The following is a 20,761-nucleotide window of genomic DNA, read 5'->3' as shown; positions in this document are numbered from 1 at the left end:
CACGCCTTCTGGAGATCGCCACCGACAGGTCCCGCACGACACGCCGAGCGCGCTCCCCCCTCCCCACGCGATAGGCCAAGGTCACCCGTACTGCACCCCGTTGATGCGCTCCGACGAGCGGCGTAGGGCCCCGAATCGATCTTGTCTCCGGGGATAAGGTTCGGGCTTCACGAGACTGCTCTCGGAGGTGCTCGCCTGGTGGCCGACAGCTTTGTTCACCTGCACAATCACACCGAATACTCGATGCTCGACGGCGCTCAGAAGCTGAAGCCGATGTTCGCCGAAGTGGACCGGCAGGGCATGCCGGCCGTGGCCATGAGCGACCACGGCAACATGTTCGGCGCGTACGAGTTCCAGCAGGTGGCCAAGAGCTTCGGCTCGGTCAGGCCGATCATCGGGATCGAGGCGTACGTGGCCCCCTCCTCGCGCCGGAACCGGCGGCAGGAGTTCTGGGGGCCCGGCGGCCAGCGGGCCATGTCGGACGACGGCGAGGGATCGAAGGACGTCAGTGGTGGTGGCCGCTTCACTCACATGACCATGTGGGCGACGGGGGCACAGGGTCTGCGGAACCTCTTCTACATGTCCACGGAGGCCTCGTACACAGGTCAGTTCCCGGCGGGCAAGCCCCGCATGGACATGGAGCTGATCTCCGAGCACGCCGAGGGCGTCATCGCGACCACCGGATGCCCGTCCGGCGCCGTCCAGACACGGCTCCGCCTCAACCAGTACGACGAGGCCAGGCAGGTCGCCTCCGCCTACCAGGACATCTTCGGCAAGGAGAACTACTTCCTGGAGCTGATGGACCACGGTCTGTCCATCGAGCGGGATGTGCGGGAAGGGCTGCTGCGCCTGGCCAAGGAGCTGGACATTCCGCTCCTGGCCACCAACGACGCGCACTACATCCACGAGAGCCAGGCCGACGCGCACGACAATCTGCTCTGCATCGGCGTGGGCAAGAACAAGGCCGACGAGAAGCGGTTCCGCTTCAACGGCAGCGGCTACTACCTGAAGTCCGCCGCCGAGATGCGGGCCCTGTTCGCGGAGTTGCCCGAGGCCTGCGACAACACGCTCCTGATCGCCGAGCGGGTCGGGTCGTACGACGAGGTCTTCGACAACGTCGACGAGATGCCGCAGTTCCCCGACGTGCCCGACGGGGAGACCCAGGAGTCCTGGCTGCGCAAGGAGGTCCTGGCCGGCCTCGCCATGCGTTACGGCGATCCCGTGCCGGCGGAGGTCATGGAGCGCTTCGAGACCGAGATGTCGGTCATCGGTCCGATGGGGTTCTCCTCGTACTTCCTCGTGGTCGCGGACATCTGCAAGTACGCCCGGGACAACGGCGTGCCCGTCGGCCCGGGGCGCGGCTCCGCCACCGGCTCGATCGTCGCCTACGCGACCCGCATCACCGAGCTGTGCCCCCTGGAGCACGGCCTGCTCTTCGAGCGGTTCCTCAACCCGGAGCGGATCAACCCGCCGGACGTCGACCTCGACTTCGACGACCGTCAGCGCGACAAGATGGTCCGGTACGTCACCGAGAAGTACGGCGACGAGTACACCGCCATGGTGAACACGTTCGGCAAGATCAAGGCCAAGAACGCGATCAAGGACTCCTCGCGGATCCTCGGCTATCCCTTCAGCCACGGTGAACGGATCACCAAGGCGCTGCCGCCGGACATCATGGGCAAGTCGATCCCCCTGGACGGGATCTTCGACCCCGAGCACCCGCGCTACGGCGAGGCCGGCGAGATCCGGACGATGTACGAGAACGAGCCGGACGTCAAGACGGTCATCGACACCGCCAAGGGCGTCGAGGGCCTTACCCGCGGCACCGGCGTGCACGCGGCCGCCGTCATCCTGTCCAAGACCAGGCTCACCGACCGCATCCCACTGCACATGCGCGCCTCCGACGGCGTGAAGATCACCGGCTTCGACTACCCCAGTTGCGAGAACATGGGGCTGGTCAAGATGGACTTCCTGGGCCTGCGGAACCTGGGCGTCATCGACCACGCCATCGAGAACATCCGCGAGAACCGCGGCGTCAGACTCGCCACCGTCGACCCGATGGACGGCGACACCGGCACCGTCGTCATCCCCCTGGACGACAAGAAGACCTTCGAGCTGCTCGGCCGCGGCGACACCTTCGGCGTGTTCCAGCTCGACGGCGGCGGCATGCGGGCGCTGCTCAAGCTGATGGAACCGACCCGGTTCGAGGACATCGCCGCCGCCCTCGCCCTGTACCGGCCCGGTCCGATGGCCGCCAACGCGCACACGAACTACGCGCTGCGGCAGAACGGCAAGCAGGAACCCGACCCGATCCACCCGGAGCTCAAGGAAGTACTCGACCCGATCCTGGGCTCCACCCACCACCTGCTCATCTTCCAGGAGCAGATCATGGCCATCGCCCGGACCCTGGCCGGCTACACGCTCGGCGGCGCCGACATGCTGCGCCGCGCGATGGGCAAGAAGAAGCCCGAGGTCCTGGCCGCCGAGTGGGAGAAGTTCCACGACGGCATGGCCGCCAACAGCTACTCGGAGGAGGCCATCAAGGCCATCTGGGACGTGATGCTCCCCTTCTCCGGCTACGCCTTCAACAAGTCCCACACCGCCGGCTACGGTCTCGTCTCCTACTGGACGGCGTACCTGAAGGCCAACTACCCGGCCGAGTACATGGCGGCGCTGCTGACGTCCGTCGGCGACGACAAGGACAAGGCCGGCATCTACCTGGCCGACGCCCGCAAGCTCGGCGTCACCGTCCTCCCGCCGGACGTCAACGAGTCCGTCGCCGAGTTCACGGCCGTCGGCGACGACGTGCGCTTCGGCCTGCGCTCCGTCCGCAACGTCGGCGACAACGTCATCGACGCGGTCATCACCGCCCGGAAGACCAAGGGGAAGTTCACCTGCTTCGCCGACTTCCTCGACAAGGCCGACCTGCCGGCCCTCAACAAGCGGGCCATCGAATCGCTCATCAAAGCCGGCGCCTTCGACTCGCTCGGACACACCCGCAGGGGACTGTGTGCCGTGCACGAGACGGCCATCGACGCGGTCGTACCCCTGAAGAAGGCCGCGGCCTACGGCCAGGACGACCTCTTCGCCGGGCTGGGCGGCGGCACCGACGGTGACGGCGAGTCCGGCTTCGGCCTGGACGTGCGGATCGACGACGGCGAATGGCCGCGCAAGCAACTCCTGTCCACCGAGCGCGAGATGCTCGGCATGTACGTCTCCGCCCACCCCCTGGACGGCACCGAGCACATCCTCGCCGCCCACCGGGACACCACCATCCCCGACCTGCTGGCCTCCGGGCGGACCGAGGGAACGGTGCGGCTGTCCGGGCTCATCACCAGCGTCCAGAACAAGGTGACCAAGCAGGGCAACGCCTGGGCCATCGTGAACCTCGCCGACCGCGACGGCACGATCGAGGTCCTCTTCTTCCCCGCGACCTACCAGCTCGTGCTGGGCGCGCTGGTGGAGGACAGCGTGATCTCCGTCCAGGGGCGCATCAACGACCGCGACGGCGCCATCAGCATCTTCGGCCAGGAACTCCAGGTCCTCGACGTGACGGCCGCCGAGCGCAGCGGAGCGGCACCGGTCCAGCTGGCGTTCCCGTACCACCGCGTCAACGAGCCGATGGTCAGGGAACTCAAGCGGATCATGGGCGCTCACCCGGGCGAAAGCCCTGTCCATCTCTCCGTACGCGGCCCTCAGAAGACCACCGTCTACCTGCTGCGGTCGATGGTGAACGCGGCCACGATCGCCTCCGACATCAAGGGCTCCTTCGGTCAGGACACCTGGCACGGTGTGGCATGACCGACGGTGATGAGATCGCCGTCCGGGTCGAGGAGGTGCCCCCGTGCGCCCGCTGCGGAGGCGCGGCACTGCTCCGTGTCCGGTTCGGTCATTCATGGACGAACATCTCCGGGCACGCTGTCCAGGGCTTCCGGGAGGCGGACCTGTGCCCGGCCTGCGACAGCGGTGACAGGTCGGCGGACGACCTGCTGGCGTTCCTCTCCGTTGACGAGGAGATTCCCGCCCTGCGTGTCGCCGACTTCGGTGGCCACGTGGTCGCCTGGGTCGAGGCGGTACGGCAGCGCGGAGTCGACATGGGTCGTTTGCGAAGTGAGGAACACGCTCACCGACTCCACGGTGAGCTGCCGTGACACCGAGTCCGCACCGTCGGGAGTGAGCTTCAGCAGGGACCGCCGGAGCGGTGCAGGGTGGCACGGGTCCGGTCAGGGCTTGCCCGCCAGGTGCTCGTGCGCGGGCCGGCCGGTGGTGCCCGACGAGCCGGGGGCGGCGGTCGTCGGCCTGGAGAGCCGGCGCAGAGTGGCCGCCCCGAGCGCGGCATGGAGCAGGCCGGCGACCACGGCGGCGGCGTGCAGGCCGGTGACGAAGGCGTCCTTGGCGTCGCGGAGCGCCGCGGGCACGAGGTCCGGCAGCTGGAGCGTCTCGTCCAGGGTGGGGGCGAGGTCGGGCCCCTGGACGCGGAAGAGCAGGGCGGCGAGCGACCCGAGGAGCGCGATGCCGAGGGCGTTGCCGATCTCGTTGCTGGTCTCCGCGATCGCGCCGGCCGAACCCGCGCGCTCCGCGGGGACCGCGCCGACCGCGGTGTCGGCGACGACACTGAAGGAGATGCCGTACCCGACTCCGGCGATCACGGTCGAGGCGACGTACCAGCCGACGCCTCCGGTGACGGTGGTGGGCAGGAGCAGAAGGAGGCCGCCCGCGACGGCGAAGTGGCAGATGACGAGTGCGGCCTTCTTGCCGATGCGTTCGACGAAGGCGGGGGTGACGACGCAGGTGACGGTGAGGACCGCCGCTCCGGGGAGCGCGAGCAGTGCCGCGTGCAGGACGCTCAGTCCCAGGACGGACTGAAGGTAGATGCCGGACAGGTAGGCCGTCGCCGACCACGCCGCCAGCGGCAGCAGTCCGGTGATGACCGCGATCGTGAAGGTGCGGTCGCGGAACAGGGAGAAGTCGATCAGCGGGTCCTCCAGGTGCCGCTGGCGGAGCACGAAGAACGTCAGGGTCGCGAGGCCGAGGAGTCCCGTCACGACCGGCAGGACCGAGAAGCCGTCCGCGGCCAGGTGTTTGACGCCGTAGATCGTCAGCAGCAGGCCGCCGGCGGAGGCCATGACGCTGAGCAGGTCGATGCGGCCGGTCCGGGTCGCCCGTACTTCGCGCAGCAGGACCGGCGCGAACAGCAGGAAGGCGACGATGACGGGCAGGTTGACCAGGAACACCGAGCCCCACCAGAACTGTCCGAGCAGTGTGCCGCCGACGACCGGGCCGATGGCGAACCCGGCCGCGAACGCGGCGGCGAAGATGCCGATCGCCCGGGCGCGCTGCTTCGGGTCGGGGAACAGTTCGCTCAGCACCGCGAGCGCGGAGGGCAGCAGGGTCGCGCCTGCCACGCCCATGAGCGCCCGGCAGGCGATGAGCAGCTCCGGGTCGGGTGCGAACGCCGCCCCTGCGGATCCGATGCCGAACACGGTCGCGCCGATCATCAGGAGCCTCAGGCGGCCGTAGCGGTCACCGATGCTGCCGAAGGCGACCAGCAGGGAGCCCACGGCGAAGCCGTAGATGTCCAGGATCCACAGGGCCTGGTCGGCGGTGGGCGAGACGGCCTCGGTGATGCTCGGCATGGCGAGGAACAGGATCGAGCCGTCCATGGAGACCAGCAGGACCGGGCCGAGGATCACCGCGAGCCCGAGCCAGGCCCGCAGGCGGGGTGGGGTGTGCGCAGGCTGTTGAGTCATGTTGCCGACGGTCCGGCACCCGGGGGTCCGCAGCCATCCCCGTGCCGTGGGTACACCTGACAGGTACACCCACGGGCCCGGCCCGCGTCTTAGGCTCGGACGCGTGGAGAGCCTCGGAACGTTCCTGAAGAGCCGCCGTGATCGGGTCACTCCGGCCGAGATCGGCCTGCGCACCTACGGCACTTCCCGCCGGGTCCCCGGTCTCAGGCGTGAAGAGCTCGCTCAGCTCGCCGGAGTGAGCGCGGGGTACTACACGCGTCTGGAGCAGGGGCAGGCCGAGACGGCGTCCGAGCAGGTGCTCGACGCGCTGGCCCGGGTGCTCAGGCTCGACCAGGTGGAGACCGTCCACCTGCACAATCTCGCCCGGCAGTCCGCGAAGCCCGGTCTGAGCGAACCGCCCTTCGAGGAGCCGCATCCGCGTGTCCTCAGGCTTCTCGAGTCGCTCGGGGAGGCCACTCCCGCGGTCGTCCTGGGCAGGCGTGGGGACGTGCTCGCGTGGAACCGCACCGGGCACGCGCTCGTCGCCGAGCACGTCTGCTACGCGGCCCCGAAGGACCCGCAGCAGCGTCCGTCGATCCCCCGGATGTTCTTCCTCGACCCCCACACCCGCGACATGTACCGCAACTGGCACGAGCTGGCCCGCGTCCACGTCGCCTACCTGCGGCTCACCGCGGGCCGGTATCCGACCGATGCCCGGCTCGCCGGTCTGATCGGGGAACTCACCATGCGCAGCGACGACTTCGCGACGATGTGGGCCACCGGTGACGTCTCCGACTGCACCGTCGGCGCCATGCACCTGCAGCACCCCACGGTCGGTGCCGTCAACGTGGACTACCAGGTGTGGCTCCAGCCCGACAGCCCCGACCACCGGGTCGAGATCTACACCGCGAACGACTCGACGTCCTCCGACGCGCTGCGGGTCCTGACCCAGCAGAGCGGGCGGGCCGACGAGCGGGAGCCGCTGGTACGGCCCTGAACCGTGCCGTACTGAGCGGTCGGAGCGCCCGACGGCCCGCCCCCGTACGACGCCCGGCAGGCGGGTGTCGGAATGACGCGAGAGGCGGAGAAGCGCGAGAGGCGGAGAAGCGCGAGAGAACGTTGCGTCCCTCGCGCATCCCGCGACCCTCTCTCGACGGGTGTGCTCGCTCAGCCGGTCGGCCGGTTCAGCAGGGGGACCACGACCTGCCGCGCGGTTGCCGCTTCGCCCAGGCGGAAGAACTTCACCTGGCCCATGGTGTGCGTGCACTCCAGGTAGCCGGCTGCCTCGAGCTCGCGTCGGGCCCGGGAAAAGTGCGGCGCGGGTACGCCGATCAGCTCAGCCAGCTCGGCCGCGGTGCGCTCGACGCTGCTGTCCAAGCCGCCCAGGATCGCGTAGGTCATCAGCACGTTCTGCTTGAGGTGGGAGAGATCGCTTATGCGCGCCTGCAGGGCTTCGAGCTCTGGGTATGGACTGTTGCGTGCCATGGTCAGGCCCTTCGTCGCTGCGCCGGACGGCCCGGCAGGGTCGGCAGGTGGTAGGCGGCTGCCTCTTCGGATTGTTCCCGTCCGGAGAGACTGGAGACGATATGCGGAGTCACCCGGTACTTGATGGTCCGGCCGATCACATCGGCCACCAGGAGCATCTTGTGCTCGGCCAGCTTCTTCGCCATCCTCCTCGTCGCCTGCGGGGTCAGTCCAAGGAAGTCGGCGGCCTCCACCGCTGTGGCACCACCCTTCCCGTTGTACGTCATGATCCCGCAGTAGAAGAACAGCCGAAACTCGTTACCGGTGATTCCGGAATCAGCCGCGAGCATGGCGAGGACTCGTTCGAAGCTGAACTGCCCGTGCCGTCCGCCGAAGGAGTAGGACCGGCGTGGGGCGCCCTCGTCTTCTGGTTCCAGCAGCTCGTGGACCTCACCAGTCGCGGTGTTGACCAGCGCACGGCTGCGTCCACTGCGGCCCTGATTTGGCACTTGCGACCCCTGACCTGGGCTTGTCTCTGACAGCCGGGACATTACCACTGGCGACATGTCGTGTGGGGTAACCGAGGGAGCGTGGCGTTTCCTTCACATACCCGGGGCGACATGTCGCTCAGGGTCATCGAAGGAATCCTGAGGTTCCTTCGATGACCAACCGGGTCATGTCACCACAGGTCATCGGTGGAACCTCCCGGTTCCTTCGATGACCACTGACGACATGACCACTGACGACATGTATCGGCATCCTAGGATGCCGATATCGGCACTCTAGGATGCCGATATGGGCATCCCAGGATGCCTATCGAGGGGGCGTTTTCGCAGGTCAAAGCGTCGGGGAGGCTACGCACTCTCCATACAGGGGAAGGAACCTCAACGGAACCCTCCGTACGGGAAGCCCTGCGGTACTCGCGCAAGCGCTCCGTTCCTCGGGGTGCCCCTCAGGCCGTCGGACCTCCTCGGCTCGTCTCGCCCACCGGTCTCAGCAGTTACGGAACGTGGCGGAGGCCCGGGGTGGGTTGCGGAGGCACACGCGCGCCGATTCGGGAGTCTGCACGTATCACTTCGGCGGGCTGTCGCAGGCTGAGGATCGAACCGCGGTTGTACTGAGGAGCGGGATCGTGTTCGTCCGCGCTGGGAGGGGGTGGTCCCACTGCCTTACGGGTTCTGTGGGGGTGTGGTTTTGAGGAGGGCGGAGGTCTGCTGTTGCCTGGGGGGACATCACCTCATGGACATGGGTATCCGACCGGACCGCCTCCGGCGAGCTGAGGCGGTGCTCGTCATCCCAGGGGAGGGCTTGTGATCGTCTTCGTGTGTGCGGGATGCGGCGCCGAGTTGTCCGCTCCGCTGTCCCAGGTCGCCCTGCCGGTCCACAGCCGTCAGAAGTACGGGAACGGGGTCCAGCTGCCGGTGCTCATGGAGACGGGCACGTTCGCGATGGAGCTGGGCGGGTCTGATGGCCGAAGGGAGCCGCGGGGGATCGGCCCGGCGCGGGGGCGTTCACTCGCCTTGTAGCTTGGCCCTTGCCTGTTGCAGTTGCTCGACGGAGACAGCGCCGGTGTCCGGCAGGCCGGCCTCGGTCCACGCGGACTGCGCGCGGGGAACCGCGCCGCCGGCGTCGTCGAGCAGGATCTTCTTCGCCAGGTTCACGGCGATGGCGCCGTCGCCCAGGTCCATGAGGTGGGCGAGCATGCGTACGCTCTTGGTCGCGGAGGCCTTCTCGTTGTACCGGAAGACCAGCACCCATCGGCCCCGCAGGCTGCGGGCCCGCTCGATGAGGTCGCGGCCGCGGTCGGTCTCCTGCTGCTCGGTGCGGATGTGCTCGGTCTCCCCGGCCGTGGAACGCAAGGTGAGCAGGCCCCGGCGGCTGGACTCCTCGATCTCGACGTCCTCCAGGAACGCCACGAACCGCGAGGCGCTCTCCAACCGGTCGATGTCCTGCGCCGCCTGCTGGGCGATCAGGTGCAGGTCGACGGTCAGAGCGTGTACCCGGCGGCCCCAGGACGGTTCTTCGCCGACCGGGCAGGGGCCGGCGGCCTGGGCGGCCGCGATGACAAGGCTGTAGTCCACGCCCCTCATGATGACGGCCTCCGGCGACGACCGGGAAACGCGTTCTCACCGACAGACGCCACGGCTGTGTTCCTCATCCGCTGTCGTCGACGGCCCGGCCCCGGAACCACCTGCGTCCTCAGCCACGAACCAGTCCGCCACGACGGCGGGTCAGCCGAGCGGCCGGGCGCGCGTGTGCCACCTCAGCCACAGACCCGGCCAGCCACGCCTTCCTGTTGCTGCGTCACCTGAGCCCCGGTCGACCCGCGCCTCGGTGACGGCCTGTGCGTGACACGCCCGAGAACCGGTGCTCGCGCAGGCGCTCAGGGCCTGCCCGACGACGCGTGAGCCGGGGCACCTTCATGCAGTAAGAGAGCGTAACCCCGAAAGCGCATCTGACCTGCGAAAATGCGCGAGGCGATCCGACTCCAGGATCGGGTATGCCGATCCTGGAGTCGGGTTACCCGATTCCAGAGTCGGATCAACCCGACTCCAGAGTCGGATCAGTTAGCTATGTGCACACTCCGGCGGCCTGCTCACCTCGCACGTCGATCCGACTGTGCAGCGGCATCGCTTAGCAATGTGGTAATGCTCGTCCTGGTAAGTGATCCGCTCCCCGGGCCTGATCGCTTGCCGACCCCATACCGACTTGCAGGGACGGCCCTCACATGACGGAGCAGGCGCGAAAGATCCTCGCCCTGGTCGATCAGGACACAGGAGAGTTCGAGGAGGTACACCGCGCCAGCTACGCGTTCGACGGGGCTCACATCAACGTGGGGATCCGCAAGGGCCGGGAGCTCGCCTCGGCGGCCTCGGGCCTGACCGACCGGGAGTTTCGCGTCCTGGTCTGGTACTGGTTCGCCACGGAGACGAGCGAGGAGGCCGTCATGCGTACGGGCTCCGCCATCGCGGAGGAACTGGGCATGAGCGCGGACGCCTTGTCCAGGGCGGTGAAAGTGCTCAAGCAGGCTCGGCTGCTCGTGGAGGCAGGCGGGCTGGGGCGGACGACCTTCTACAGGTGCACGCCTTACCTTGCATTTATCGGTACCGGCTTCGCACACCGCGAAGCCGTGAAGGACTGGAACCCTCCGGAGACCAAGGTGCGAGAGCCCCGTGTCCGTCGGCGTGGGAAGAAGGGCGAGGCCTGATGAGGATTCATGACGCGGCAGACGTGCAGTACCTGCTGAAGAAGACCGGGCGCGTCCTCAGCCCGAACCAGCGCATCGTGGTCATGCTCTACGCGTCCTCGGAGCAGCGTCCCGACGGAACGGTGATGATCAAGGCCAGCACGCTGGCCGCCACAGCGGGAATGACACCGCCGGTGCTCTCCCGCACCCGCAAGGAGCTGCTCGAGGCAGGCTGGCTGGAGGTGACGGGCAGTGTGGGCAGCGTCAAGCACTACCGGCTCTCCCCGGCCCTCTTCGAGGACCGCGGCCAGGCCGGACGTCACCTGCGAGCCGTCGGCAGCTGAAGGGGCGATGCCGTGAAGCGATCCGACTCTGGAGTCGGATCGTTTCTCCATGGGTGAAGGGCGGGAGCGTCGCGGGGTGACGGTTCACCACAGCGGCAGTGCGCCACCCGCCTCCCCCACCGCCGGTGACAGCGGACCGCCCTCCGAACGTTCCGTCTTGCGCCCCTTGCGGCCCGGCTCCAGTGTCCGCGGGTCGACCGCCTCCGCGGGCGCGCCCGTGGCGTACAGACCTTCGGGAACCGTGTCCCGATCGTGCGGGAGCAGCCAGAAGACCCGACGCCGGAAGGTCCCGGACGAGCGGGACGGCCTCGCCTGCGGGCCCAGCACGGCGTAGCCGACCATCCGGCCGTCGCGGTGGTACGCGGGCTTGCCCCGCCGAGTGGGCAGACGGTCCAGGCTCTGACGGACGTAGTCGAGCGCGGCTATGTCCTCCAGCCAGACGAGCTCGGCCTCGTGGAAGATCTCGTCCTCTGCGATGAGGGCGCTCATGCTGTCTCCTCGTCGGCGACCAGTCCGATTCCCGGGTAGTACTTCCGCTGGTTGGAGAGGATCATCTCCTTGGGCGAAGCCAGTCCCACCACCTCACGGACCCGCGCCGCGAAGGCCCGGGACGAGACCGCCGGGACGCCCTCATTCTGGCACCAGCTCTTGTAAGCGGCGTAGAGCTGAGCCTGTTCGGCCCGCTGGGAGGGCTCCAGCCGGCACGATTCGCTCAGGAACCGGCCGGTGTGGTCCTCCGTCTCGGCGTAGGCGGTCGTGGCGATCCGCACCCGTTCGGGGCCGGTGAGGTCCTTCTCCCCCGCCAAGTAGCGACGGGCGCCCACGATGAGCCAGTTGAGGATGCCCGGTCCCTCCTCGGTGACGAGGATGTCCGCCAGGTTGTCGATCTTGTGGTCGTCGGACACCACGTGCTCGAACGGGATGAGCCGCATCCGGCGCCAGAACGCGAAGCCGCCGGTGCCGACCTCGGGCCGGTGGTTGCCCAGCAGCCACAGCTTGTGGGTCGGGGCGAAGCTGAAGAAGTCCTGCCGCATCCGGCGGGCCTTGATGCGGTCGCCGCCGGTCAACAGCTTCACGCGGGCCTCGTCGAAGCGGTCGCCCGGTTTGACCTCGCTGCACACGATGACGCGCCGGCCGTGGAGTTCGGCGAGGTCGGTGGGGTGCCCCTCGTACGGCCGGGCCATCAGGAACCCGGGCGGGGCCGCGTCGGCGTAGTCGCCCAGGAGCTTCATCAGGACGTCCAGCAGCACCGACTTGCCGTTCTTGCCGGACCCGAACAGGAACGGCATCACCTGCCCGCCGACGTCTCCGGTGATGGAGTAGCCGAGCAGCAGGTGCAGGAAGTCGATCATCTCCGCGCCCGCGGGACCGGCACCGAAGGTGTCGGTGAGGAACCGGTGCCAGCGCGGGGTCGGCATCGGCTCCGGAGCGGCGGTGGTGGACCGGGAGTGGAAGTCCTTGTCCGGCTCGGGCCCGCGGATCGTGCCGGTGCGCAGGTCGACGATGCCGCCCGGGGTGCACAGGGCGTACGGGTCGGCGTCCAGCAGCGCTGCGTTGAGCACCATGCCCGGTGCGGATCTCGCCTGGGTGAGCATCGCGTTCATGCCGCTGGTGCTCAGCGCCCGCCGCCGGTGCTGCTGCAGTGCGGAGGTGGAGAAGTGGCCGCGGGGATCGGTGGTCGCCAGGGACTCGGCCAGGTCGCCCGCCGCCCACATCACGGTGTCGTCCTCGTCCATCAGCCAGCGGGTGCTGTCCCACCGGAACCAGCCGAGCCCGGGGACGTGCCGGTAGTCACCGGCGTACAGCTTGACGAACAGCTTGGCGTTGCCGCGGTCGCTGAGGGTGTCCGGTAGCAGCCCGTCGGCGGTGGCCTCCCCCTCCGCGGCCGGGGACGGGCCCGGCACCCCGGGACCCCGGCCGTTCGTGCCGCTCGGCCAGGAAGGCTGCTCGGGCTCGCTGAGCAGGATCTGCGCGGCGACCGCCTGCGGGTCGAAGAGGGTGTCGTCCTCCCCTGGCGTCATGCACGGCCTCCCAGGTGCAGCGGGCGCCGTACGCCCGCGTCCAGACCGCTGCGGATGATGGCCGCACAGCGTCGCCGCTGACCGGGGCGGGCGAGTTCGGCCGTCTCCCGCAGCAGGCGTTCCGCCTCCCCGGCCTCCAGCCTGCCGGCGGCGACCAGTCCCCCGGCGGTGTACGCGGCGCGGTTGAGCTTCTCGGAGAAGGCTGCGCCCTCGGGTACGGCGGCACAGGCGGCCACCTCGGCCAGTAAGGGTGCCAGGAGGCCGCTCGTGCCGTCCCGGCCGCCACCGGCCGCCAGGACGGCCTGACGGGCCCGTGGCGGCACCGGCCGGGGCGCCGGGACGCGTACGGGCGGCAGATGGCCGGTGCGCTCCAGTTCACGGACCAGCCAGGCCGGCAGCAGCGCGGGCTCCCGCACGCCGCCCACGGGCTCGTACGTCCCGGCTTCGGTGACGGTCCCGGGGGCGACGATGTAGCCGCCGTGCGCCCGTACGTCGACCTGCCAGGCCAGCGCCCGTCCGCCCGAGCCGGTGGAGCACTGCCAGCGGTGGCCGCGATGGGCCCGGTACCACACGTGCAGGCCCCCCGAGGGGGTGCGGACCCGCAGGGTGGTGTCGTCGTCCGCCGGGCTCACACGGCCCCGCAGAGCCGCCAGGACGCCGAGCGTGTGGAAGCCGTTGGACAGTCCCGTCAGATCGACGCTCGCGTCGATCCGGACGCCGGGCAACAGCCGGTCCCGCTGCGGCAGACGGCATTCGTGCGCGTCGATGTCGAGCACCACGAGCCCGGCGGGCCCGCAGGCGATCCCGACCCCCAGGTGCGAGCCGGCGCCCCACCACTGCTCGATGCGGGCGCTGTCGAGGGTGGCGGCGTGGAACCCGTGGCACCAGCGACCGGCGGCCGGACAGCCGCACCCCCGGTGGGTGTGCCCCGGTGCCCGGCAGGCGTCGCAGTTGCCCGCCGGGGTCTTGCGTCCCGGAGCGAGCGGATGCACGGGCCAGCCCCGACCGGCACACCACCGGGCGATGGCCAGCGACCGTCCCCCGGAAGCCCGCCGTGGCGCACAGCTATGAGAGTCCCCCAGCTCAGAGGCCATCCGCACCCCCCGTCAGCGACCCAAGCGACTGAGCAACGGGGACAGACTAGCGAAGCGCGTGGGCCGCGAGCGGTCCATGGGACGACAAACATTGTTCGGTTCGAGTCACCGGCGGACAGGCCGCGCCGGGCCCAGCGACCGAGACGGATACCGGCCAGCGACCGAAGCGCGTTCGGTCGCTCTTCAGGCGCTCGACAAAACCGGAGGTCACAGCCCCGGCACCACGGAATCAGCGACTGAAGCGACCCAAGGTCTCTATATATGACGCACACACGCGCACACGCACACGCGCGCCAATGTCTTCATATACCCGGAGCCTGAGTCGCTTCAGTCGCTGATCGCTTGGGCTTTCCCGCTCTGACCTGCTGGTTCTCGTCAGCGACCGACAGCTGCCCATGTCCCGTTCGGTCGCTCTTCTTCAGTCGCTGCCCGTCCCCCGCCGGTCGGGCGGGAGCTCTCCGAGCCGCCGCAGGATCTCTCACGCTGTCACCGGACAGCGACTCGAGCGACCCTGCAGCGACTGTCCAGACTGTCCGGACCGGCCTGACCCTCTCCCCGACCGGCGGGCGCATGTCTGTCCCGCGCAGAGTCGCTTGAGTCGCTCGGGTCGCTCGCCCCGGCCGTCCCGGTCGGTCACCGGCCGACAGTGTCGCCCATCGCGTCCCGCTCGCGCTGGTGCTCGTTGAGGATGCTCAGCATCCTGTCGAACTCGACATCGCTCATCTTGCGGATGAGATGCATGGCGAGGAAGGCGCCGTCGTCGTAGGGGAGTTTCCGCGGGCCGCGGTCTTCGCTCGCCGTGGCCACGGACCCGGCCGGCCGGCTGTCGGCGCGCGGCTCCGGAACGGTCTCGGGACTCCGGGCCGTCTGCTCGCCGGGCGCCCGGGACCCGGTCGGCGGCTGCGGTTCTCCGCCGTCGGTGATTACGCCGTAATCACTTCCCGCCTCGACCGCCCCCTCCCGTGCGGGTCCCGCCCCGCTCGGGTGCGCCTGCGTGGGCTCGGACACAAGCCCGGACGCGGCTGCGGGCGCCTGCCCGGGCTCGGACACGGGTTCAGGAGCAGTCCGCGGGACCGGCCACGGTCCGGGCGTGGGGCCCTGCCCGGGTTCCCGTGGGGTATCGTCCCCGCCCTGCGCTGCGCCGCTCCCCCGCGCTCCCTTGAGCTGCTGGGCCGCCTGCTTCTCCGCCTCCTTGCGCGCACGTTCGGCCTTCAGCTCGTCCAGGGCGGCCACCTGCTCCTCCCGCGGCCTGTTGCCCACCGCGCGCAGCAGGTCGATGGGCTCTTCCCCGATGCGGCCCTGGAGTTCGGGCGTCAGGTTGAGCAGCGCGAGCCGCTGCGACACCCAGCCCTGGGACCGGTGGAGCCGCTTGGCCAGTGCCCGTTGGCTGCCGTGGATGGCCAGCAGCCGTTGCAAGGCCCGTGCCTCGTCGAGCTCTTCGAGGTCCTGGCGGTGGATGTTGGCGACGAGCGCCGACTCGAGCAGTTCCTCGGACGACGTCCCCTGGTCGTCACTGACCATCACCTTGACGGTGGCGAGCCGCGCTTCCCGGGCTGCCGCGAGCCGGCTGCTGCCGTCGATGACGACGTGGGTCGTGTCCGGCTCCAGGTCGGCCTCACGCTCCGGGTTGGCCTTGACGTAGGCGTCCCGGTTCATCACCGTGATGGCCTGCTTCTGGCCGTGGGTCCTCAGACTGCCCACGAGGTCGGTGAGGTCCCCGAGGCTGGACCGGGGGTTGTCCGGATTGGGGCTGATCCGGTGCGGAGGCAGCTCCGACGGCGGAGCCACACCGTCGGTCGGCACCCCGGTGGCGGCCGCGACGGCTTGCCTGCGGGCGCTGACGGACTGCACTCCCCCACCGAAACGACCGGCACCCAGCCGGTTGGCCTTGCTGCTCACAACACCTCCCGGGCCAGTGCGCGCATGCCGATCGACTGCTGCGACTTCGGCGCGTAGGACAGCAGCGGCTGCTTCACTCGCACGGCTTCCTTCTGTTCCTTGAGATCACCGATCAGCCCGACCACCCTCGGGTCCTTTATGTCCACCCACCCCTGCAAGGAGGACGTGGCGATGTAACCGCGCCGGGAGTCGTACAGGTTGACGACGATGCCGAGGTAGTCGATGTCGACCTGGAGGTCCCCCCGCAGGTCGTCGATCTGGGTGGTGAGGAGTTCGTAGGCGTCGGCCGAACTGTCCTCGGCCTGGACCACGATCAGCGCGCCGGACTGGCCGGGCTTCTCTCCGTCGCGGCGCCGTCCGTAGTAGGCGGCGGCATCCATGCTGAGGCCCAGGCTCGGCGGGCAGTCGACGATGATTACGTCGTAATCACTCTCCAGCGGCGCGAGCGCCCGCTCCAACGCGGCTTCCCGGGCCCGCACCGCCGACAGGCGCACGTCGAGCAGGAAGGCGTCGTTGCACGCGGGCAGGAGGTGCAGCCGCCCTCCGAATGCCTCGTCGTCGATGGAGACGATCAGGTCCCGCAGGTCGCCCTTGGGGTCGCCCGCCATGTGGTTGGTGAGGCTGTCACCGTTCATGGGCAGGGGAGTGGCGCCCAGTTGGTTGGTGAGGTGGCACTGCGGGTCGAAGTCGACGAGCAGCACCTGCTGGCCGGGGCCGGGCAGGTTCTCGATGTCCAGCGGGTTGCTGTCCGGCTCCACGTGCTCGTCCTGCACCTCGCTGTCCCGCAGCGCTTTGGCGAGTGCCTTGGCGACACGGACGGGGTACAGCTCGTTGGAGTCCTCGGCGAGGGCTTCCCCGAGTCCCGCGGTGATCGCTGTCTTGCCGACGCCGCCCTTCTGGTTGCAGACGATGAAGCGACGAGTGATCTCGGGCCGCGCGACGTCCGGCGCGGGGTTCGAGTCGAGCCACAACTGGACGGACTGGGCCAGACCCTGGATCAGGGACACCCGGCGGTCGGCGGCGATCTGGCGGAAGTTCTCCCACTGCCCGGGCGGCAGGAAGGTGGAGAACGAGTCGGCACCGGAGGTGTCGACGGTCGCTGTGGCGGAGGCGAGGTCGCACCAGTCGCTGATGCTCCGCTCTACGGCGGTCTGGATCTCGATGCCGTGCTGAGCGGCTCTGATCTTGAGGCTCTGGCGGAGCCAACCCGGCAGTTTGGAGACGACCTTCTCCCGGTCGCTGGAAGCAGCTGGCGAAGTCATGGAGGTAACCATACTAACGTCGATGATCCTTTGAGGCACCGACACGTTAGTTATGGCAACCGTCGCTTGATGACGTGCGACGTCGGGCGATGCCGACGATTCCGGCGATGTCGCGTGACGACCACGCTTCCTCGTGAGGTCTTTCGAGCCCGGCGGGGTGATTACGGCGTAATCACCCCGCCACCCGCCACGAGAGGTCTCGCCACCACGGGCGCAGTCGTCGCGAGTGATTACGCCGTAATCACCCCACGACCCCGCGGCGAGAGGTCCCGCCACCGGGGGTGCAGTCGTCGCGAGTGATTACGCCGTAATCACCCCGCGGCCCGGAGGGCGACCCGCCACGTACGCCGAAAGTACGCCGAATGTACGCTGCGGTACGTTTCCGGGATAGCGTCGCCGTCGGGAGGTGTCCATGTCGGAGCTGTTCGACGCGGTCGACGCGTTGGTGGCGTCCCGCGCCACCCTGCCGCCGCCGGAGGAGCGCAAGCGACTGCGCAAGGCCCACGGCCTGACCGTCGACGAGGTCGCCACGGCACTGCGCGTACGCCGCGCCACGGTGAGCGGCTGGGAAGCCGGCAAGACGGAGCCGCGTCCGCCGGAACGCGACGCCTACGCACGCCTCCTCGGCAAACTCGCCGAGCTGTACCCGGCCGACCCCGACACGGTCGCGCCGACCGCGCCGACCGAGCCGTCCCGGCCCGACCCTGCCTTGCCGGTCCCGGTCCCGTCGGGCCCCTCGTCCTCGTCCGCCTCGTGCGCCCAGAACACGTCCGCGTCACCGCCGGCCCCCGGCACCGCTCCCGCTGCCCCCGCACAGGCACCGTCCGGCCCCGCCCCGGCTCCGGCGGCAGTACCCGCGCCTGCGCCCCGCCCGGCAGCCGATTCCGAGCAGCCCCCGGCGCCCCCCGGTTCCCGTCCTCGTTCCCGCTCCCGCCGCCCGGGCGGGCCGGCTCCGGCAGGGCCTGCCCCGGGGGCGGACACCCGCTTCGAGAACGGTCCCCTGGCCGTCATCGACGCCGAGGACGGCCAGGTCTTCGCGTACTGCGTCGGCGGGCTCGTCCTCGACGTGCCGGCCAGGTCGGTCCCGGCCCTGATCGACTGGACGCTCAGGGAGGCGAGGCTCGGACAACCGAGGCTGTCCGGACCGGGCAAGGACGCCGACCCGCTGCTCGTGCTGACCGAGTCCGCGTGCGCGCGCTACGGCCTGCCGGTCCACCTGACCGACGCCGAACGCCTCGCCGGACGGCTGCCGGACGACCACAAGGCCGTCAAGCAACTGGCACGCGCCGACTGGAGGCTCACCCAGCGCGGTTTCGGCCCCTGGGCCCGTGTCTACCGACCGGCCCGGGGCGCGGAGCGCAACTGCGTACAGCTGTGCATCCCGTCGTGGAACGCGCTCGACACCCGCCACTGGGCGGACGCCGCCCAGCTCCCGCCGGCGGAACTCGCCCGCGTACTGGGCACCTACGCGGACCGGGTGATGACGCCCCGCGGTTCGACCGCTGTGACAGGTCTGGAGCTGATGACCGCCCTGCACCCGCCGACCAGGGCCTCCGAACCGGACGGGACGGGAAAGCGGCACAGCGAGCACAACCCCGGCTCGCTCGGGACGGAGCCGGTGGACTGCGCCCCCTGCGAGGCCCCGGACGGCCACCCGCTCCTCGCCGGCCTGCCGCGCTTCCACCGCCGTACCCCGGCGGAGGTCCTGATGGAGGAGGCGTACGACTGGGCACGCCCCCTCACCGACGAGGAGTGCACCAGGCGCTACCTCGTCGGCATCGACGTCAACATGGCGTTCGCCGCCGGAGCCAACGGTCTGGTCGTCGGCCTCGACGCACCCGTTCACCTCGACCGGCCCGTGTTCGACCCGAAGCTGCCCGGCTCCTGGCTGGTCGACCTCTCCCACGTCGACCTCTCCCGCGTGCGGCTGGGCAAGGAATGGACCCGGCTCCAGGCCGACCTGCTGCCCAGCCCCTTCACCCCGACCGGCGACCGGCCCGAGGGCCCCGCCTGGTACGCCACCCCCACCGTCGCCTACGCGGCGGAACTCGGGTACGACGTGCGCCCGCTCGAGGCCTACGTCCGCTACGACAAAGGCCGCTACCTGGACGCCTGGTACAACCGGCTGCGCGACGCCTACGTGGCGACGATGGCCGACCTGGGGGTGCCCGCCACGGCGAGCCCCGAGGAGTTCCTGGCCGCGATGGACGGGCACAAGGACCGGGACCCCGGCATGGCGATCGTCCTGTCGGTGATCAAGGCCACCGTGAAGGGCGGGATCGGCAAACTGCGCGAGCGCCCGCGCGGCGAGGGCTGGAAGCCCGGCCGTCCCTGGAGGGCCCTGTCCCGCCCGACGTGGCGCCCGGACATCCGCGCCGCCGTCATCTCCCGCACCCGGATCAACATGCACCGCAAACTGGTCAAGCACGCGGCGTTCACCGGCCAGTACCCGGTCGCCGTCCTCTCCGACTGCGCCGTGTACGCGTCCGACGGGCCCTCTCCGCTCGACTTCCTGCCGTACCGGGAGGGCAAGCCGTTGCCGGGCGGCTGGCGGCTGGGTGTCTCACCGGGGATGGTCAAGCACGAGGGCACCCAGACCGTGCTGTGGGGCGAGGGCGTGCGCGAGCGGTTCGACGCCCCCGAACTCAACCTCGCCCGGTACATCAAGTCCGGTGAGGTCACCAACCAGGACAGCGGGGAGTAGCGGCTCATGGCCTTGTTCGGGGACGGCCTGGAAAAGGCGTCGCAGCGTTCCTTCACCCGGCCGGTCCCCAGATCGGCCGGGGCGCAGATGCGGTATCTGGTCAGGCAGCTCAAGGGCACCCGTCCCGTCGCCGAGCTCCTCGGCGTCTCCCGGCGCACCGTCGAACGGTACGTCAGGAACCAGATCCGCAGCCCCCGCCCGGAACTCGCCGCCCGCCTGGCCGCGGAGGTGACCAGGCGCTGGCAGCCCCAGGTCCGGGCCAGGGCCCGGCGACGCGCGGCGACCACCGACGGCATCGTCATCGACACCCGGGCCAGGGTCGGCTACACCGCCCCCGTCGGAACCACCGACGACGCCCGTCTGCGCCACCTGACCGTCGCCCTGCCGCCCCGGTACGCCGCTCGCCTCTTCGACGCCCAGCAGCAGAACGCGGGGGAGCGGCTCTTGCGGGAGATCACGGCCGAGGCACTCAAAGAGGTGTACTTCCAGGACGACGGCCGCCGTGCCGGAAGCCTGGAACAGATCCGCTTCACGGACGTCGAGTACGTCGACTTCGAGTTCTAGGGGCCCGGTTCGACCGGATCGGCGTGGTCGAGCCGAGTGGGGGGTGCGGGTACCGCGTCGGTCACTGGTCCGGTGGAAGGACCAGAGTGGGTTCGAGGACGGTGCGGGGGGCGGGGGAGTCCTCCTGGACCGGCGCCTGGACCGGGTCCTGGGCCGGGGGGTCCGGGGTCAGGTGCAGGGGCAGGGGTGGACGCGGGCCGCGTTGCTGGCGCCAGCCGGCCTGGGCGGCCACCACGGCGACGTAGGGGATGACGACCGAGCCGATGAGGGCGCTGACGGCCACGACGGGCCAGCGGGTCCAGGTGAGGGCCATCAGGACGACGCAGGCGGTGCGGATCAGCATGGCGGTGAAGTAGCGGCGTTCGCGGCCCCGCAGGTCCTCCGTCAGGCCGGTGCGGGCCTGGGTGATGGACGCGGGGCGGGGGGCTTCCCGGTGCCAGGGGCTTGTGCTCATCGGGCCTCCGTTCGTCGTACGCGAAACGGCTGCGCGGGT

General features: G+C 69.9%; 17 protein-coding genes. 7 read left to right on the top strand and 10 right to left on the bottom strand.

Annotated features, from left to right (window positions below; all coding sequences use genetic code 11):
• Positions 1–198 precede the first annotated feature (198 nt).
• On the top strand, positions 199–3,801 hold the full coding sequence (gene dnaE / locus ACLIN4_RS36290; protein ID WP_381914222.1) for a DNA polymerase III subunit alpha: 3,603 nt from the start codon (positions 199–201) through the stop codon (positions 3,799–3,801).
• A complete protein-coding gene (locus ACLIN4_RS36285) occupies positions 3,798–4,151 on the top strand; it encodes a DUF6300 family protein (RefSeq protein WP_107477331.1) in 354 nt (117 codons plus the stop codon). The genes dnaE and ACLIN4_RS36285 overlap by 4 nt, the downstream gene beginning before the upstream one ends.
• A gap of 72 nt (positions 4,152–4,223) precedes the next feature.
• On the opposite strand, the gene ACLIN4_RS36280 is transcribed toward ACLIN4_RS36285, so the two are convergent.
• Positions 4,224–5,750: an MFS transporter gene (locus tag ACLIN4_RS36280; protein WP_107477332.1), complete on the bottom strand. Its 1,527-nt coding sequence runs from the start codon at positions 5,748–5,750 to the stop codon at positions 4,224–4,226.
• Between the two features lie 103 nt (positions 5,751–5,853).
• Between ACLIN4_RS36280 and ACLIN4_RS36275 the strand changes: the two genes are divergently transcribed.
• The gene (locus ACLIN4_RS36275; protein ID WP_411576833.1) at positions 5,854–6,726 is read left to right on the top strand and encodes a helix-turn-helix transcriptional regulator; all 873 of its coding nucleotides are present in this window, start codon (positions 5,854–5,856) and stop codon (positions 6,724–6,726) included.
• 170 nt (positions 6,727–6,896) lie between these two features.
• On the opposite strand, the gene ACLIN4_RS36270 is transcribed toward ACLIN4_RS36275, so the two are convergent.
• From ACLIN4_RS36270 to ACLIN4_RS36260, 3 genes are all read right to left on the bottom strand, one after another.
• Positions 6,897–7,214, bottom strand: coding sequence for a hypothetical protein (locus ACLIN4_RS36270; protein WP_179342378.1), 318 nt, complete (start codon positions 7,212–7,214; stop codon positions 6,897–6,899).
• Positions 7,215–7,216: 2 nt separating this feature from the next.
• A complete protein-coding gene (locus ACLIN4_RS36265) occupies positions 7,217–7,702 on the bottom strand; it encodes a helix-turn-helix domain-containing protein (protein ID WP_107477334.1) in 486 nt (161 codons plus the stop codon).
• A 1,002-nt stretch (positions 7,703–8,704) separates the two neighbouring features.
• Positions 8,705–9,283 carry a hypothetical protein gene (locus tag ACLIN4_RS36260; protein WP_411576832.1) on the bottom strand — a complete coding sequence of 193 codons (579 nt, stop codon included), beginning with the start codon at positions 9,281–9,283 and terminating at the stop codon, positions 8,705–8,707.
• 638 nt (positions 9,284–9,921) lie between these two features.
• Here ACLIN4_RS36260 and ACLIN4_RS36255 point away from each other — a divergent pair.
• Complete coding sequence (locus ACLIN4_RS36255) at positions 9,922–10,401, top strand: MarR family transcriptional regulator (RefSeq protein WP_100046449.1); 480 nt, start codon at positions 9,922–9,924, stop codon at positions 10,399–10,401.
• Positions 10,401–10,724 (top strand): replication initiation protein, RepL2, encoded by a 324-nt coding sequence (locus ACLIN4_RS36250; protein ID WP_257003119.1) that lies wholly within the window; start codon positions 10,401–10,403, stop codon positions 10,722–10,724. The genes ACLIN4_RS36255 and ACLIN4_RS36250 overlap by 1 nt, the downstream gene beginning before the upstream one ends.
• Positions 10,725–10,808: 84 nt before the next feature.
• Here the strand turns inward: ACLIN4_RS36250 and ACLIN4_RS36245 are convergent, their stop codons facing one another.
• The 5 genes from ACLIN4_RS36245 to ACLIN4_RS36225 all read right to left on the bottom strand — a co-directional run bounded on the left by ACLIN4_RS36245 (position 10,809) and on the right by ACLIN4_RS36225 (position 17,000).
• Positions 10,809–11,213 carry a DUF6009 family protein gene (locus ACLIN4_RS36245; RefSeq protein ID WP_107477337.1) on the bottom strand — a complete coding sequence of 135 codons (405 nt, stop codon included), beginning with the start codon at positions 11,211–11,213 and terminating at the stop codon, positions 10,809–10,811.
• Positions 11,210–12,745, bottom strand: coding sequence for a DNA primase family protein (locus ACLIN4_RS36240; protein WP_107477338.1), 1,536 nt, complete (start codon positions 12,743–12,745; stop codon positions 11,210–11,212). Before ACLIN4_RS36240 ends, ACLIN4_RS36245 begins: the two co-directional genes overlap by 4 nt.
• Positions 12,742–13,737, bottom strand: a complete 996-nt coding sequence (locus tag ACLIN4_RS36235) for a bifunctional DNA primase/polymerase (RefSeq protein ID WP_289911803.1) — start codon at positions 13,735–13,737, stop codon at positions 12,742–12,744. The genes ACLIN4_RS36240 and ACLIN4_RS36235 overlap by 4 nt, the downstream gene beginning before the upstream one ends.
• A 735-nt stretch (positions 13,738–14,472) precedes the next feature.
• Entirely contained in the window at positions 14,473–15,738 is a 1,266-nt protein-coding gene (locus tag ACLIN4_RS36230; protein WP_381914228.1) for a ParB/RepB/Spo0J family partition protein, read from the bottom strand.
• Positions 15,735–17,000: a ParA family protein gene (locus ACLIN4_RS36225; protein WP_100046444.1), complete on the bottom strand. Its 1,266-nt coding sequence runs from the start codon at positions 16,998–17,000 to the stop codon at positions 15,735–15,737. Before ACLIN4_RS36225 ends, ACLIN4_RS36230 begins: the two co-directional genes overlap by 4 nt.
• Before the next feature lie 412 nt (positions 17,001–17,412).
• On the opposite strand from ACLIN4_RS36225, the gene tap reads away from it, so the two are divergent.
• Both tap and tpg read left to right on the top strand, forming a co-directional pair.
• Positions 17,413–19,704: a telomere-associated protein Tap gene (gene tap / locus ACLIN4_RS36220; protein ID WP_289911797.1), complete on the top strand. Its 2,292-nt coding sequence runs from the start codon at positions 17,413–17,415 to the stop codon at positions 19,702–19,704.
• A 6-nt stretch (positions 19,705–19,710) separates the two neighbouring features.
• On the top strand, positions 19,711–20,268 hold the full coding sequence (tpg, locus tag ACLIN4_RS36215) for a telomere-protecting terminal protein Tpg (RefSeq protein WP_107477340.1): 558 nt from the start codon (positions 19,711–19,713) through the stop codon (positions 20,266–20,268).
• 61 nt (positions 20,269–20,329) lie between these two features.
• Here the strand turns inward: tpg and ACLIN4_RS36210 are convergent, their stop codons facing one another.
• Positions 20,330–20,722, bottom strand: coding sequence for a DUF3099 domain-containing protein (locus tag ACLIN4_RS36210; RefSeq protein ID WP_107477341.1), 393 nt, complete (start codon positions 20,720–20,722; stop codon positions 20,330–20,332).
• Positions 20,723–20,761: the final 39 nt, after the last annotated feature.

Origin of the sequence: Streptomyces mutabilis (assembly GCF_046628145.1) — a bacterium.
Classification (GTDB): Bacteria; Actinomycetota; Actinomycetes; order Streptomycetales; family Streptomycetaceae; genus Streptomyces; species Streptomyces mutabilis.
The sequence above is the reverse complement of the archived record's forward strand: the minus strand, read 5'-3'. Positions and strand labels throughout refer to the sequence as shown.

What these genes read in the sequence shown, in the direction of transcription:
- ACLIN4_RS36285 (WP_107477331.1), top strand. Translation starts at nt 3,798, where the DNA reads ATGACCGACGGTGATGAGATCGCCGTCCGGGTCGAGGAGGTGCCCCCG.
- ACLIN4_RS36280 (WP_107477332.1), bottom strand. Translation starts at nt 5,750, where the DNA reads ATGACTCAACAGCCTGCGCACACCCCACCCCGCCTGCGGGCCTGGCTC.
- ACLIN4_RS36270 (WP_179342378.1), bottom strand. Translation starts at nt 7,214, where the DNA reads ATGGCACGCAACAGTCCATACCCAGAGCTCGAAGCCCTGCAGGCGCGC.
- ACLIN4_RS36260 (WP_411576832.1), bottom strand. Translation starts at nt 9,283, where the DNA reads ATGAGGGGCGTGGACTACAGCCTTGTCATCGCGGCCGCCCAGGCCGCC.
- ACLIN4_RS36255 (WP_100046449.1), top strand. Translation starts at nt 9,922, where the DNA reads ATGACGGAGCAGGCGCGAAAGATCCTCGCCCTGGTCGATCAGGACACA.
- ACLIN4_RS36250 (WP_257003119.1), top strand. Translation starts at nt 10,401, where the DNA reads ATGAGGATTCATGACGCGGCAGACGTGCAGTACCTGCTGAAGAAGACC.
- ACLIN4_RS36245 (WP_107477337.1), bottom strand. Translation starts at nt 11,213, where the DNA reads ATGAGCGCCCTCATCGCAGAGGACGAGATCTTCCACGAGGCCGAGCTC.
- ACLIN4_RS36240 (WP_107477338.1), bottom strand. Translation starts at nt 12,745, where the DNA reads ATGACGCCAGGGGAGGACGACACCCTCTTCGACCCGCAGGCGGTCGCC.
- ACLIN4_RS36225 (WP_100046444.1), bottom strand. Translation starts at nt 17,000, where the DNA reads ATGACTTCGCCAGCTGCTTCCAGCGACCGGGAGAAGGTCGTCTCCAAA.
- tap (WP_289911797.1), top strand. Translation starts at nt 17,413, where the DNA reads ATGTCGGAGCTGTTCGACGCGGTCGACGCGTTGGTGGCGTCCCGCGCC.
- tpg (WP_107477340.1), top strand. Translation starts at nt 19,711, where the DNA reads ATGGCCTTGTTCGGGGACGGCCTGGAAAAGGCGTCGCAGCGTTCCTTC.
- ACLIN4_RS36210 (WP_107477341.1), bottom strand. Translation starts at nt 20,722, where the DNA reads ATGAGCACAAGCCCCTGGCACCGGGAAGCCCCCCGCCCCGCGTCCATC.